Source organism: Acinetobacter sp. KAM396 (genome assembly GCF_021602765.1).
Taxonomy (GTDB): Bacteria; Pseudomonadota; Gammaproteobacteria; order Pseudomonadales; family Moraxellaceae; genus Acinetobacter; species Acinetobacter towneri_A.
This window is the reverse complement of the sequence record NZ_BPPH01000012.1, coordinates 1-14,943: the sequence shown is the minus strand read 5'-3', so window position 1 is coordinate 14,943 and position 14,943 is coordinate 1. Positions and strand designations below refer to the sequence as shown.

Below are 14,943 nucleotides of genomic sequence, written 5' to 3'. Positions count from 1 at the left end.
AGGTAATAATGTGCAGTTAAATTTTAGCTGTATTGATTGAACCTTATGTCGCATATTTCTGTATTACTTCATGAAACTGTTGATGCCGTGTTGGCAGATCGCAATACAGGAATTTATGTCGATGCTACCTTTGGACGCGGTGGACACACGCGTTTGTTATTATCCAAATTGGATGCGCAGGCACGAGTCTATGCCTTTGATAAAGATCCACAAGCTTTGGCTGTGGCAGCAGAATTGGCGCATCAAGATTCTCGCTTTCAGATTATTCATGCCAGTTTTGCCGATATGCAGCAAGCGTTAAATGATTTGGGTGTCACACAGGTCGATGGTGTGATGGCTGATTTAGGCGTCTCGTCACCACAGCTCGATCAGGCAGAACGCGGTTTTAGCTTTATGAAAGATGGCCCGCTTGATATGCGTATGGACAATTCGCAAGGCCCGACTGCAGCAGAGTGGTTGGTGGATATTGAAGAAGAAGCCTTAGCCAATGTGATTTTTCAATATGGTGAAGAGCGCTATAGCCGCCGTATTGCCAAAGCCATTAAACAGGCGGGTTATATTGAAACCACCGCGCAATTGGCTGAAATTGTAAAAGTTGCCCATCCGAAGTGGGAAAAAAACAAACATGCTGCAACGCGTACTTTTCAGGCAATTCGTATTGCGATTAATAAAGAATTAGAAGATATTGAAAACTTCTTGCCGCAGGCGGTAGAGGTGTTAAAACCCGAAGGTCGTTTGGCTGTAATTAGCTTCCATTCTTTGGAAGATCGTTTAATTAAACAGTTTATTCAAAAAGAATCGAGCTTGCCTGAAGATTCAGGTTGGGGCTTGCCACAACAGCAACAAGATACACGTCGATTGAAAAAAATCTTACGTGTACGTGCTAGTGATGAAGAAGTCAAAGCCAATCCACGCTCACGCAGCGCATGGCTACGTGTTGCAGAACGATTAGCTTGAAAAGGCCAATAATGAAAACTGAAAGCGTTGAAAAAAATCAATCTCAAGTGCGACTGAAAAAAATGGTCGCCTATTTTATTTTATTGGCGCTGGTGTTTATCAGCGCGATTATGGTGGTGTTTCAGGTGTTTGAATATCGCCATGATTATCGTGAGCTGAGTTCTTATATGCGCGAGCGAGATGACTTAAATGCCGAGTGGGGGCGTTTGTTAATTGAACAGCAGACCTTTGGTGCAACTGCCCAAATTGGCACCCGTGCGGTGACGCAATTGCGTATGTATTCACCGCCTGCACAGCAAACGGTGGTGATTTCTTTGCCTACAACTTCAGCACAACAATAAGGCGAGTTACACATGGTCGATACGCGCAAAAAGCAAACCCGAAAGAAACAGCAATCGGTAACTGGAAAAAATGCCATTCATGTAGAAATGTGGCGTTTTTACTTAATGTGGGCTGTGGTACTGCTAGTGTTCGTGGCACTGGTGGGGCGTGCGTTTTATGTGCAAATTGTGAACCATAACTTTTTACAAAACAAAGCCAATGCCAATATTTTAAGAACAGAAAAGCTCAAAGCCATGCGTGGGGTGATTTATGATCGCCACGGTGTGCCTTTGGCAATTAGTACTCCTGTAATGAAAGTGGTGATTGATCCACGTGATTATTTTGACAATAAAAAACTGTTTGAAGAAATCACAGCCGAGCTAGAAAAAAATCCGACCAGTCGTAAATTACAACGCCAATTACCCGATAAAAACTTGAATTTAGATGAACTTGCCGATGCCGTGGGGATGGATCGTCAAGAACTGAAAAATAAAATGAACGAGCGTCCGCGTTCACGTTATTTGGTTTTGCAAAAAGAAGTGCCGCCGCAACAGGCAGAGCTGATTCTAAAACGTAATTTCCAAGGGGTGTATACCGAAAAGAACTATAAACGTTATTACCCGCAGCCACAGCCAAATGCACAAATTATTGGTTTGACTAACAGTGAAGGCACAGGCATTGAAGGCTTGGAAATGCAGCTAAATACCCGCTTGGCTGGTGTAGATGGCGAACAGCAAATCATCCGTGACAAAAAAGGCAACCGAGTTAAAGACCCAGAAGTGGTGAAAGAGGTTGAACCAGGCGAAAACATTACCCTGAGTATCGACTCACGTTTGCAATACATTATGTACCGTGAATTGACAGCGGCAGGGGTAGCAAATAATGCCCGTTCAGCTACTGCGATTGCGGTAGATGTTAAAACCGGTGAAATTTTAGCGATGACCAGTTGGCCGTCGTATAACCCGAATGATAAAAAAAGCTTATCGAACAAAGATGCGATGCGTAACCGTGGCGCGGTCGATTCTTTTGAGCCGGGTTCGACCATGAAACCAATGACAGTGGCAATGGCACTGGAAAGCGGTAAATATTCACCGAATACCGTGGTTAATTTAAGTGGTGGTTCAATGCGGGTGGGCAATCACACCATTCGCGATACTCATAATTATGGGTCACTGACTTTGGCGGGGATTATTCAAAAATCATCTAACGTAGGTGTGGCGAAAATTGCCTTGTCGTTACCTTATGCAACTTTGCCAACTTTCTATAAACGTCTCGGTTTTGGTGCACGTTCTGCTGTTAAATTCCCGGGTGAAAGCGCAGGTTTAATCTTGCCGCCAAGTAAATGGAATGTGTCAGAAGTGGCGACCATGTCCTATGGCTATGGTTTAAATGCCACTGTGCTGCAATTGGCAGATGCCTATGCCATGCTGGCCAATAAAGGCGTTAAAATGCCGCTTAGCCTATATAAGCTGGAAGAACAGCCCAAAGGCGAACAAATTGTGGATGCCAAAATTGCCGATCAAGTGATGCTGATGATGGAAGCGGTGACCTTGCCAGGCGGTACTGCTCGTCAAGCCAATATTCCTGGGTATCGGGTTGCAGGTAAAACAGGGACGGCACATAAACTTCGCGCAGACCGCAAAGGTTACTCACAAACTGAATATCGTGCTTTATTTGCAGGGGTTGCTCCAGTCAGTGATCCACGTTTGGCGATGGTGGTGGTCGTAGAAAACCCAACGGGTCAGTATTATGGCGGTTTGGTGGCAGCGCCTGTGTTTGCTCGTGTGATGCAAGAATCGTTACGTTTAATGAACGTGCCTTTAGATAAACCTTTAGAAACTCTCAACACTCCATAACAGGTGACGCATGTCGATTCGCTTTCAAGATATTTACCGCACAGCAAGCGTTGCAGATTGGATGACACAAGACTTTCAGGGCTTTCAACTGGACAGCCGTCATGTACGTTCAGGTGAAATTTTTATCGCCCTGACCAGTTTGTCACAGCCTGAAAAAACCATTGCATTTGCCCAAGCTGCTTTAGCACAAGGTGCTTTGGCGGTGATTTCAGAAATACCCTTGGCAGTAGCGCATAATTTGGTGGTGTCAGATGTGCGTCAGCGCATGGGACACTGGCAAAAACAATATTTACAAGCCGTGCAGCCTGTTCGTTTGGCACGCATACTTGCGGTCACAGGCACCAATGGCAAGACCACCATTTCACGTTTAATTGCTGAATTGTTGATGTTGCAAGGTCAACGCTGTGCGGTCATGGGCACAACAGGCAACGGCATTTTACCGAATTTAGAAGCTTCAACGCACACGACGTTGGATGCCTTGCAACTACAAAATGCTTTGCACAGTTATGCCCAGCAAGGGGCGGTGTTTACTGCAATTGAAGCCAGTTCACATGGCTTAGAGCAAGGTCGCTTAAATGGTTGCGACATCGAAATTGCGGTATATAGCAACCTGAGTCGAGACCATTTGGATTATCACGGCACTTTAGAAGCCTATGCTGCCGCTAAAGCCATGTTGTTTCAGTTTGCCAGTTTAAAAGTCGCAATTATCAATTTGGATGATGAATATGCTGAGATCATGCTGCAAGCTGCGCAGCAGAATCCTGCACAACCGAAAATTTTGACTTATTCCACGCAGCAGGCGGCTGATTATCAAGTACAGCAAATCGAATACAGTCTGAATGGCGTACGTTTCCAGCTAAAAACTGCTACGGCAGAATATGTGGTGCAAAGTCCGTTGCTCGGACATTTTAATGTTGAAAACTTGGTGGCGAGTTTAATTGCGGCTGAGCAGGCAGGTTTTGAGTTGACTGACTTGATTGCGACTGTACCACAACTGAAAGGTGCGCCAGGCCGTATGCAAGTGCTGCGTGATGCAGAGCGTTTATTTGTGGTGGATTATGCACATACCCCAGATGCCTTGATTCAAGTACTGCAAACCCTAAAACGTCATGTCAGCGCACAGCTTTGGGCAGTATTTGGTTGTGGTGGTGACCGTGACCGTGGCAAACGCCCACTTATGACCCAAGCAGCACTGGATTATGCCAATGTCGTGCTCTTGACCTCAGATAACCCACGCACAGAAGATCCTTTGCAAATTTTTGCCGATATGCAGGCAGGTGTAGATTTGTCAGTGGCACAAACACATGAAATTCATGATCGCCGCGAAGCGATTAAATATGCCGTTCAACATGCTCAATCAGGTGATATTGTGTTGATTGCAGGCAAAGGTCATGAAAATTATCAAGAAATAGATGGGGTAAGACACTGGTTTGATGATGTGATTGAAGTGCAAGCTGCGATAGATGCACAACATTGCTCACCTTCTGCTTACCCAGCGCAATAAGGAATTTGTATGCACACTTCCACCACCAGTACTGCAATTTTAGAACCTTGGACTGCTGAGCAACTGCAACAGGCAACACAAGGTTATTGGCTGAATGGACACACACCGCAGGACGAGATTAAACGTATTTTGACCGATTCACGACATGCTGAAGCAGGTGATGCCTTTTTGGCATTAAAAGGTGAGCGTTTTGATGCGCATGACTTTGTGGCTCAAGTGGCGACTCAGGGCTGTTCAATGGCGATTGTCAGCCAGCCTGTAGACGCAGATATTTGCCAATTGGTTGTACCTGATACTCGCTTAGCTTTAGGACACTTGGGCGCATTTCGTCGTCAGCAACATCCACAATTAAAAGTGATTGCGTTAACAGGCAGTAGTGGCAAAACCACCACCAAAGAAATGCTGGGTAGTATTTTGTCGCGTTTGGCACCGATTTTAATTACCCGTGGCAACCTTAATAATGACTTGGGCGTGCCGATGATGTTATTGGAGTTGAATGCAAGCCATCAATATGCGGTGATGGAATTAGGCGCAAGTCATCAAGGTGAAATCGATTACACCTCAAACTTGGTGCAGCCGCAGGTGGCAGGCATTATCAATATTGGTACTGCGCATTTGGGTGAGTTTGGTGGACGTGAGGGCATTTGTCGGGCTAAGTCTGAAATTTATGCACATATTGCTCCACAAGGCACGGCCATTGTCCCTGCTGCCGATGATTTTGCCGAACAGATTCAGCAAGCGGTTCAGTCGGAACAGCGTCTAAGTTTTGGCGAAGGCGGTGATGTGTTTGCGACAGACATTCAGTTGCAGCCACAATCGGCAAGTTTTTGTTTAAATACTGCCCAAGGTGTGCGTCAGGTTCATTTACCCTTTGCAGGTGAACACAATGTACAAAATGCCACGGCAGCTGCGGCTTTTGCACTGGCAATTGGCGTAAGTTTAGATGATATAGTCGCAGGCTTAGAGCAGGCACAAGGCGCAAAAGGGCGCTTGAACTTTATTCAGCATGGCGCACATTTGTTCATTGACGACACCTATAATGCCAATCCAACCTCTATGCGTGCTGCAGGCGAAGTCCTTGCACAGCAAACAGGCGTGCGGGTTATGGTTATTGGTGATATTGGCGAGCTGGGCAATAGTGCAGCACAACAGCACTATATGTTGGGGCGTGATTTGGTGTCTATTGGTGGCATCAACTTTGTGGTGGCGGTCGGTGAATTTGCACCTGCGACCCAAGAAGGTGCGCGTAGTACCCAATATGGAAAAAAATTACAGGCTTTTGTCACTCAAGAACAAGCCTTACCGTTTTTAATTGATCTGGTAAAAACACATCAACCTCAGTCCATGAGTTTCCTATTTAAAGGTTCTCGTTATACCCATATGGAAACGTTGATGGCTGCATTGATGGAGAAAATTTAAATGCTGTTATGGTTATTTGAACAGCTGGCGGGCTATAACAGCTCGTTTCAGGTGGTTCGTTATTTAACATTACGTTCATTACTGAGTGTCTTGACTGCACTTGGCATTGGCTTGGTGCTTGGCCCTGTGATGATTCGTAAACTGCAAGCATTAAAATACGGTCAAGCAGTCAGCTCTTATGCACCTGAAGGGCATGCCAAAAAAATGGGTACGCCAACCATGGGCGGGGTATTAATCCTGCTTTCCATTGGTATTTCGACCCTATTATGGGCAGATTTATCTAACCCTTATGTCTGGATTGTACTGGCGGTCATGGTCATTTTTGGCGCTGTAGGCTGGGCAGATGACTGGATTAAAATTCGCTACAAAGACAATGCGGGTTTGCCTGCACGTAAAAAATTCTTCTGGACTTCGGTCGCATCATTGGGTGCAGGTATTGCCTTGTATGTGATTGCAACCCAACAGCCAAATCCTGCACAAACCGCAGATATGTTGGATGTGTTGATCCCATTCTTTAAAGATTTCAGCATTCCTTTGTCTTTGATTCCACTCGGTATTGGCTTCATTATCTTTACTTATTTGGTGATTAACGGTGCCTCAAATGCGGTAAACCTGACTGATGGTTTAGATGGCTTGGCGATTATGCCAATCGTATTAGTTGCGGCCGGTTTGGGTGTATTTGCCTACTTGGCGGGGGATGTTCGTTTTGCTGATTATCTGCATATTCCTTATGTGAAATATGCATCCGAGTTAGTGGTGATTTGTGCCGCGATGATTGGTGCAGGCTTAGCCTTCCTGTGGTATAACGCGCATCCTGCACAAGTCTTTATGGGCGATGTCGGTGCGCTATCTTTGGGGGCAATGCTAGGTACGATTGCCGTGATGGTGCGTCAGGAAATCGTATTTGCGATTATGGGTGGTGTGTTTGTGGTTGAAGCCATTTCAGTATTCCTGCAAATTGGTTCACTGCGTATGCGCAATAAACGTGTCTTTTTAATGGCGCCGTTGCATCACCACTACGAAAAGAAAGGCTGGCGTGAAACCCAAGTGGTGATTCGCTTCTGGATTATTACAATTATGCTGGTGGTTTTAGGCCTAATGACCTTAAAATTACGCTAAGCCAAAAGAACCGAAAAACCTTGAAAAGTCGGCACCTGCCGACTTTTTTATGCCGCCTGCTTTGGAGAAAATCATGAATCTGCTGATGTGTCCTGTGTGTCGTCAGGTCTTACAACTGCATGACAGAACGTGGCGCTGTGCCAGCAACCACAGTTATGATGTCGCGAAACAAGGCTATGTCAACTTGCATGTCGTGCAGCATAAACACAGTAAAAACCCAGGAGATACACCTGTTTCGGTACAGGCACGCCGTGCCTTTTTAAGTGCCGGGCATTATGCGCCCTTGCAACAGGCGGTGGTGCAAAAAATTCGTGCGTTACGCATCGAAAATTTGTTGGATATTGGCTGTGGTGAAGGCTATTACACTGCTGCCATGCAAGGCGAAGTGTTGCAGTGTGTCGGGGTGGATATTGCCAAGAATGCCGTACAAGTAGCGGCAAAACTGAATCCTGCAGTGACTTGGGTGGTGGGGACAGGAGCAACTTTGCCTGTGTTGGATCATTGCATTGATGTTTGCACCAGCTTGTTTAGCCCAATTCCACAACAGGAAATTTTGCGGGTTTTAAAACCACAAGGCTATTTGTTGGTAGTAACGCCTGCGCCTGAGCATTTATTGGCGATGCGTCAAGCTTTGTTTGAAGAAGTGAAGCCACATGAACCCGAAAAATTTATCACTCAATTGCAAGACACCTTTGATTTGGTTGATGCCAGTGTGGTGGAAACACCATTACAGCTCAATCAAAGCGATTTAATTCATTTAATTGCTATGACACCTTATGCCTATAAAGCCAAAGCAGAGCGCCGTCAGGCGTTGGAACAGCAAACCCAGTTTGACGTGACAGCACAGCATCAAATTTATCTATTTCAGAAAAAGTAAGTTTGAATAGCCCATAAAAAAGCCCTGATGTTTGCATAAGAGGGCTTTTTTCTGACTGCTTGTCTGTTGTTACAAGACTTCGTCAATTAAGTTTTCTAACGCATCGGGAGCAGGTTTAGGTGCTGCATTGGGTTTGGCAGGGCTGTTGTTTGGCGCTTGCATGGCAGGCGGTGCAGCGTTTTCAGGAATTAACACTTCCTCGCCTGGTAAGTCGTCAAAATCTCGCTCAGGCGCACGTGCTGGCGTAACAGGCGCAGGTCGATACAGTGGACGTGCCAATGGCGGTGAAGCACGATAATCCTGCTTCTGTTCTGCATTCATTTGATTGAGTTCACGTTGTGGCGCTTTGGCTTTGCTGTCTAAACTGACCCATGCTTCAGGTGTGCCTTTAAGTGCATTGCCCATAAAATCTGTCCAAATTGGCAGCGCTGCGACACCCCCATATTCACGACGTCCTAAAGTGGTAGGTTGGTCAAAGCCGACCCAAGCTACAGTCACCAGTTTGCCGTTAAAACCTGCAAACCAAGCATCTTTGGCGTCGTTGGTGGTTCCTGTTTTGCCGCCAATATCACCACGGCCAATTCTGAGCGCGGCACGACCAGTGCCGTGTTGAATCACATCACGTAAAATGTTGGACATATCATACGCCGAGCTAGATTTTAAAATACGTTGTGCCTGTTTGTACTGACTACGCTCTGCCAATAATTGTGGATCCTGTTCAGCTTGTGCCAGTTTTTTATTGGTCACTTCAATCACTTCATCATCGGGCGTGGTGGCTTCGGCACTTTCAGTTGTTTGTTCTTTGGAATTAATACAAGCAATACACGCATATTCAGGATTGGCTTGATAAATCACCTTGCCATAAGCATCTTCAATACGGTTAATGAAGTGCGGTTGAATACGGTAACCCCCATTGGCAAAAGTGGCATAGCCCGTTGCCATTTGAATAGGCAAAACTTGTGGTGTACCTAATGCAATCGTGTAGTTACGCGGAATCTGATCTTCCTGTAAACCAAAATCCATGAATAGTTGGCGGGTACGCTCAATACCGACTTCTTGTAATAAGCGTACCGAAACCGTGTTACGAGATAAATAGAGTGCACGACGTAACGGAATCATGCCTAAATGACGACCATCGGAGTTACGTGGTGACCATTTACCAATGGTGATTGGACTGTCATTGACCATGGTGTGTGGTGTCATACCACGCTCTAAAGCCAGTGCATAGACAAAAGGTTTAATGGTAGAACCTGGTTGGCGCCAACCTTGTAAAGTACGGTTGAATTTGGATTGATAGAAATTATATCCACCCACCAATGCTTCAATGGCGCCGTTATTCGGGTTAATTGCGACCAATTGACCTTGCACTTTTGGTACTTGTACTAATGACCAAGCGGTTTTATTTTCATTTGGGCGTAAACGGACAATATCTTTGACTTTTACAATCTGTGCCGCGCGACTTGGCGCATTGCCTACACTGTTAGCATTGCGATAGGGGCGCGCCCAAGACATACCTGACCACGGTACAGTAACAGTTGTGCCATCTTGCATTAACGCTTCAAAAGAATTATTCAGTACTTTGCTAACTTGCGCAGGGTAGGTATTGGCATAAGCACGAAACTCATGCAGAGGCTTGTCATGTGCCTCTGCACCACGCCATCCATGACGACGATCATAAGCCTCTAAGCCTTCTTGCACCGCCTGTTCAGCATACATCTGACGTTTGCTGTCTACCGTCGTGTAAACTTTATAGCCCGAATCAACCGCTTGTTCGCCAAATTTACTGACCAGTTCAGCACGTACCATTTCTCCAATATAGGGATGTTTATTGCTAATGCTACGGTCTGGCATATCTAAATTAATGGGTTCAGCAATCGCTTTTTGGTACTCATTTTGGTTGATATACCCTAATTGCAACATGCGTCCTAAAATCCAGTTGCGACGCTCCAAAGCACGCTCAGGATTCACTACAGGATTGTAGCGTGAAGGTGCTTTAGGTAAGCCTGCAATCATAGCCATTTGTGCAATCGACAGTTCTTCTAGGCTTTTGTTGTAATAAATTTTGGCAGCTGCCGCGATACCATAAGCATTTTTACCCAAAAAGATTTTATTGACGTACAAGGTCAAAATTTCTTCTTTGCTCAGATTTTGTTCAATTTTACGTGCTAAAAAGATTTCGGTAAGTTTGCGCTTTAAGGTGCGTTCAGGACTGAGATAATAGTTTTTTGCCACCTGCATGGTAATGGTCGAACCGCCCGTTTGCACATTGGAGCCTGTTACGGCCTCGCTCACCGCGCGCCCCAAACCTTTGAAGCTGATTCCACTGTGTTCAAAAAAAGCAGAATCTTCAGCTGCCAAGAACGCAAAAATGAATTTTTCAGGAATATGTTCGTAGTCGACAGGTACAGAAAGTTTGCCGCCATACTCGGCAATCAGCTCATTATCGGCACTGTACACCTGCAATGGCTTTAGTAATGGTGCTTTTTTTAAGGTGGTCATTTCTGGCAAAGATGGGGCAATATAGAGATACATGCCATAGAAACCCATCGGTATTGCGACCAAAATTATAATTATGATCAAAAAAAATGGATGAACACGACCCGAACAAGATAGCTTTTTCATAACAAGTGCGTTTTAATAAGCGCTAATAGCAAACTAATTGCTGGTCAGTATAGCGAGTAGATTTACGGATTGTTAGATGAATTATTGTATCCGTAAAAAATTATAGACCAGCGCGGATTAGTAGGTTAAATTTTTTTGGGGATAAAAAAATAATAGGAATGGTATTATCGTGCGTAGGTTATATCGTAAGCCAAGTAAGGGGTTAATAGGTGTAGATATTAGTTCTACTTCTGTTAAGTTATTAGAACTCTCTGTTAAGAATGGGAGATATTGGGTCGAAAGCTATGCGCTGGTCCCACTTCCAGAAGGCAGTGTGGTTGAAAAAAACATTCTCAATCCAGAAGCAGTCGGGGATGCGCTTGAACGTGCATTGAACTTAGCAAACACGCAATCTACATCGGCAGCATTTGCAATTCCAACCTCAATGGTGATTACCAAAATCATTGAAATGGATGCAGATATGACCAGCGATGAGCGTGAAGTTCAAATTCGTATGGACGCCGAGCAATATATTCCATTCCCATTAGATGAAGTCAGCCTAGACTTTGAAGTCCAACCAGACCGTTTAGCCAATCCAAACCGCGTCAATGTGTTACTCGTTGCGACACGTTTAGAAAACGTCGAAGCACGAGTAGAAGCATTAGAGTTGGGTGGTTTGAAAGCCAAAATTGCCGATGTCGAAAGTTTTACCATCGAAAATGCCTTTAAAGTGTTCTCCGATACCCTGCCAATGGGTGTGAACACTATTGGTATTTTGGACATTGGTCATAGCATGACTACCTTGTCGGTGCTGCAAAATAACAAAATTATTTATACCCGCGAACAAACCTTTGGTGGTAAGCAGCTGACACAAGAAATTCAAAACCGTTATGGTTTGTCTTATGAAGAAGCAGGTCGCGCGAAAAAAAGCCGTACTTTGCCAGATGACTACGATGTAGAAGTGCTCGAACCGTTCTTAGAGGCGGTGGTGCAACAAGCTGCACGCTCACTGCAGTTTTTCTTTTCATCTTCACAATTTAACGAAATTGATCACATTTTATTGGCAGGGGGGAATGCCAATATTCCAGGTCTTGCGAAGTTGTTGCAGCAAAAACTGGGCTACCGTGTGACCATTGCCAATCCATTCTTGCAAATGGGCTTCTCTCCACAAATCGACATTAAAAAAATTGAAAGTGATGCACCGTCATTGATGGTGGCATGTGGTTTAGCAATGAGGAGTTTTGATTAATGGCAAAGATTAACTTACTCCCTTGGCGCGATGAGCTAAGAGAAAAACGAAAAAAAGAATTTATTGTATTTTGTATTGCAGCGGCTGCTGTTGGGGTGTTATTGGTGACTTTAGCGTGGTTCTTCTATAACGCGAAGTTAGAAGATCAAGAACAAGCCAATCAATTGGTGATCAGCACCAACCAAAACCTAGATGTACAATTAAAATCTTTAGAAGGCTTGCAAGAACAGAGGAATGCTATTGTTGAGCGCATGAAGTTAATTCAGGGCTTGCAAAGTCAGCGTCCAATTGCTGTGCGTTTAGTGGATGAATTGGTGCGTGTGACACCAAGCAATATGTACTTAACCAAAGTGAGTCGGACAGGCAATAAATTTACTTTTGAAGGCAAGGCTGAAAGTCCAAATACAGTGGCTGAATTCTTGCGTAATTTGGAAGCATCGCCTTGGTATCGCAATGCATTTATGAATTCATTCTTAGCCAAAGAAGAAAACAAAGATAAAGCACCAAGCTCTGTGGTTCCTCGTGTAGAGGAAAGTTACGGTACTTTCGTAGTGACTTCAGATTTAGAAGATATTGCGATTCCTGTAACACCAACAGAACCTAATCCAACATCAGCAGCGGGGGCAGCACAATGAGTCTCGATGAATATGATGAAGTAAATCAGGATGCTGCTGTTGCTCCGAAAAAGAAAATGACTGTTGAAAAGTTTTTTCAACAGTTCAATACCCTAGATCCAAACAATTATGGTGCTTGGCCGCTTTCGGTCAAAATTACCTGCTGGATTTTTATTATTTTCTTGATTTTGGCTTTAGGTTATTTTGTCGTGATCAAGCCAAAGTTAGATGCCATTGCAGCAGCACAAGCACAAGAACAAAACTTGTTAAATGAGTTCCGCGAAAAAGATTCTAAATTGCGTAATTTGCAGCAATATCAAGCACAATTACAAGAAATGGAAGCGAACTTTAATCAACAACTTGAACAATTGCCAAAAGAAACTGAAATTCCAGGATTGGTTGAAGATATTAACGTCACTGGCGTGAATTCAGGTTTAAAGTTTAAAAACATTCGTTTAGAGAATGAGATTAAGCAAGAGTTCTTTATTGAACAGCCAATTTCAATTGAAGCAACAGGTGATTACCATGCATTTGGTTCATTCGTGAGCGGTACAGCAGCATTGCCACGTATTGTGACCATGCACGACTTTGAAATTGTAGCGACTGAAAATACAGACAAGAAAACTGATATTCCGCAAGTAACCTATAAAGCGCAAGCAAAAACTTATCGTTATGTAGGCACTGCAGATACTCAAACTGCGGGTAATGTTGGAGGGGCTGAATAATGAAGATTAAAAAGCTTTCGTTGGCTCTGATGGCGACTTTGTTGATGGTAGGTTGTGATTCACGGATTGATGCTGTGAATACACAAATGGCTGAAATTCGTAATCAGCCGCCACTGCCAATTGAACCCGCACCTGTGTTTGAACCTGCACCAACTTTTAACTATGCAGCACACCAGCTCAAAAGCCCATTTTTGCCGAGCTCATTGGCGGCAGAGCTTAAAATAATGGCAGGGAAACGCGTTTATCCGAACCTTGCTCGCCAGTTACAACCTTTGGAAAATTACGCACTTGAATCACTGACCATGAAAGGCAGTATGCGTCAAAATGGTCAAATTTTGGCATTGATTCAAACACCAGACGGTGAAATTGAGCGTATCCAACGTGGTAGCTATATGGGGGTAAATCATGGTCGTGTAGTAAATATTACACCTACACAAATTGATTTAATCGAAATTATTCCAGATGGTCGTGAAGGTTATGTAGAACGTCCAAGAAGTTTAGTTTTAATTGGGCCTGCGCCATAAATTAAAGGAATAAAAATGAATAACAGTGTGAAAGATTTTATTTTTGGGGATGGTAATACAATGAACAATTTGTTCCGTCAGTTTTCAATGGGTGCAGTCGCAATGGCCGTGATGCAAGTTGCCAATGCCCAAGTCAGCATTACCAACATCGTACCCATGCAAATTCCGGGGCAGGGCACCGAAATTCGTGTGATGTTTAATGGTTTGCCACCTCAACCTGCTGCATATCAGCTCGAACAACCTTCCCGTTTGATTCTAGATTTTGATAAAGCACAACAAACTCTGAAACAAAACAGCGTTGCTGTTGCGACCAAAGAAGCTAGCTCTGTAGAGGTCAGTTCAGATGCACAGCGTTCACGTTTAACTGTGAACTTAGCAGACGCGGGGGCATTCACCACGCGGGTTGAAGGCAACACCTTTATTTTAAAAATCAACTCAAAAACGGCAACCCCTGTGGCTGCCGTAACTGCTCAACGTAGCGCACAAGGCGTTTCCAATATTGGTTTCCAGCGCGGCGGTGAAGGTGAAGGTCAGGTGGTGATTGATCTACTCGGTAGCAATACGCCTGTAGATGTGCAGCAGCAAGGTAGCAAAATTGTGGTACGTACTTTAGGTAATAAAATACCTGCACATTTGGCGCGTCGTTTAAATGTCAATGATTTTGCAACACCTGTTTCGACCATTGATGCACACAATGATGGCAGCAATGGCGTGATTACTATTCAGTCTGCAGGCAGCTATGAATATATGGCGTATCAAGCAGAAGACAAACTAACGATCAGCCTAAAACGCCCTGTCGATAAAAACCCGTTTAAACCGCGTGCAGCGCAAAGCTATACAGGCAAAAAGATTTCATTGGATTTCCAAGACATCGAAGTGCGTCGTGTATTGCAGTTATTGGCTGATTTCACAGGCATTAACATGGTGGCATCAGACACCGTGCAAGGCAACATTACCTTACGTTTAAAAGATGTGCCTTGGGATCAAGCCTTAGATATTATCCTGAAAAGTAAAAACTTGGATAAGCGTCGTAATGGTAACGTCATCTGGATTGCGCCTGTTTCTGGGCAGAGTAAAACTTGAAGTGCGACATAAACCACCTAATTAATTTAAAGGGTTTATGGAGTATATAAAATTGTCATACCATCATCTTAACTTTGAAGATCGTACTGCATTA

The 14,943-nt window shown here is 44.3% G+C and carries 12 protein-coding genes and 1 pseudogene; 12 read left to right on the top strand and 1 reads right to left on the bottom strand.

The window, feature by feature from the left end; translation table 11 throughout:
- Window positions 1-45 precede the first annotated feature (45 nt).
- The 7 genes from rsmH to L6C30_RS07985 all read left to right on the top strand — a co-directional run bounded on the left by rsmH (window position 46) and on the right by L6C30_RS07985 (window position 8,053).
- Window positions 46-957 carry a 16S rRNA (cytosine(1402)-N(4))-methyltransferase RsmH gene (gene rsmH, locus L6C30_RS08015; protein WP_236162823.1) on the top strand — a complete coding sequence of 304 codons (912 nt, stop codon included), beginning with the start codon at window positions 46-48 and terminating at the stop codon, window positions 955-957.
- A gap of 11 nt (window positions 958-968) precedes the next feature.
- Window positions 969-1,298, top strand: coding sequence for a cell division protein FtsL (ftsL, locus tag L6C30_RS08010; protein WP_372238848.1), 330 nt, complete (start codon window positions 969-971; stop codon window positions 1,296-1,298).
- A 12-nt stretch (window positions 1,299-1,310) separates the two neighbouring features.
- Window positions 1,311-3,134, top strand: coding sequence for a penicillin-binding protein PBP3 (gene ftsI, locus L6C30_RS08005; RefSeq protein WP_236162822.1), 1,824 nt, complete (start codon window positions 1,311-1,313; stop codon window positions 3,132-3,134).
- A gap of 10 nt (window positions 3,135-3,144) precedes the next feature.
- A complete protein-coding gene (locus tag L6C30_RS08000; protein ID WP_236162821.1) occupies window positions 3,145-4,638 on the top strand; it encodes a UDP-N-acetylmuramoyl-L-alanyl-D-glutamate--2,6-diaminopimelate ligase in 1,494 nt (497 codons plus the stop codon).
- A gap of 9 nt (window positions 4,639-4,647) precedes the next feature.
- The gene (gene murF / locus L6C30_RS07995; protein ID WP_236162820.1) at window positions 4,648-6,057 is read left to right on the top strand and encodes a UDP-N-acetylmuramoyl-tripeptide--D-alanyl-D-alanine ligase; all 1,410 of its coding nucleotides are present in this window, start codon (window positions 4,648-4,650) and stop codon (window positions 6,055-6,057) included.
- The gene (gene mraY, locus L6C30_RS07990; RefSeq protein ID WP_019836136.1) at window positions 6,058-7,176 is read left to right on the top strand and encodes a phospho-N-acetylmuramoyl-pentapeptide-transferase; all 1,119 of its coding nucleotides are present in this window, start codon (window positions 6,058-6,060) and stop codon (window positions 7,174-7,176) included.
- A 73-nt stretch (window positions 7,177-7,249) separates the two neighbouring features.
- Entirely contained in the window at window positions 7,250-8,053 is an 804-nt protein-coding gene (locus L6C30_RS07985) for a putative RNA methyltransferase (RefSeq protein WP_136144152.1), read from the top strand.
- 69 nt (window positions 8,054-8,122) lie between these two features.
- Here the strand turns inward: L6C30_RS07985 and ponA are convergent, their stop codons facing one another.
- The gene (ponA, locus tag L6C30_RS07980; RefSeq protein ID WP_236162819.1) at window positions 8,123-10,675 is read right to left on the bottom strand and encodes a penicillin-binding protein PBP1a; all 2,553 of its coding nucleotides are present in this window, start codon (window positions 10,673-10,675) and stop codon (window positions 8,123-8,125) included.
- 169 nt (window positions 10,676-10,844) lie between these two features.
- On the opposite strand from ponA, the gene L6C30_RS07975 reads away from it, so the two are divergent.
- The 5 genes and pseudogenes from L6C30_RS07975 to L6C30_RS07955 form a co-directional block, all read left to right on the top strand.
- Window positions 10,845-11,903, top strand: coding sequence for a pilus assembly protein PilM (locus L6C30_RS07975; protein WP_019836139.1), 1,059 nt, complete (start codon window positions 10,845-10,847; stop codon window positions 11,901-11,903).
- Entirely contained in the window at window positions 11,903-12,538 is a 636-nt protein-coding gene (locus tag L6C30_RS07970) for a PilN domain-containing protein (RefSeq protein ID WP_236162818.1), read from the top strand. The genes L6C30_RS07975 and L6C30_RS07970 overlap by 1 nt, the downstream gene beginning before the upstream one ends.
- Window positions 12,535-13,242, top strand: coding sequence for a type 4a pilus biogenesis protein PilO (locus L6C30_RS07965; protein WP_236162817.1), 708 nt, complete (start codon window positions 12,535-12,537; stop codon window positions 13,240-13,242). Before L6C30_RS07970 ends, L6C30_RS07965 begins: the two co-directional genes overlap by 4 nt.
- Window positions 13,242-13,766, top strand: a complete 525-nt coding sequence (locus L6C30_RS07960) for a pilus assembly protein PilP (RefSeq protein WP_019836142.1) — start codon at window positions 13,242-13,244, stop codon at window positions 13,764-13,766. Before L6C30_RS07965 ends, L6C30_RS07960 begins: the two co-directional genes overlap by 1 nt.
- Window positions 13,767-13,826: 60 nt before the next feature.
- A pseudogene (locus L6C30_RS07955) lies at window positions 13,827-14,831 on the top strand (AMIN domain-containing protein); the annotation flags it as partial.
- Window positions 14,832-14,943: the final 112 nt, after the last annotated feature.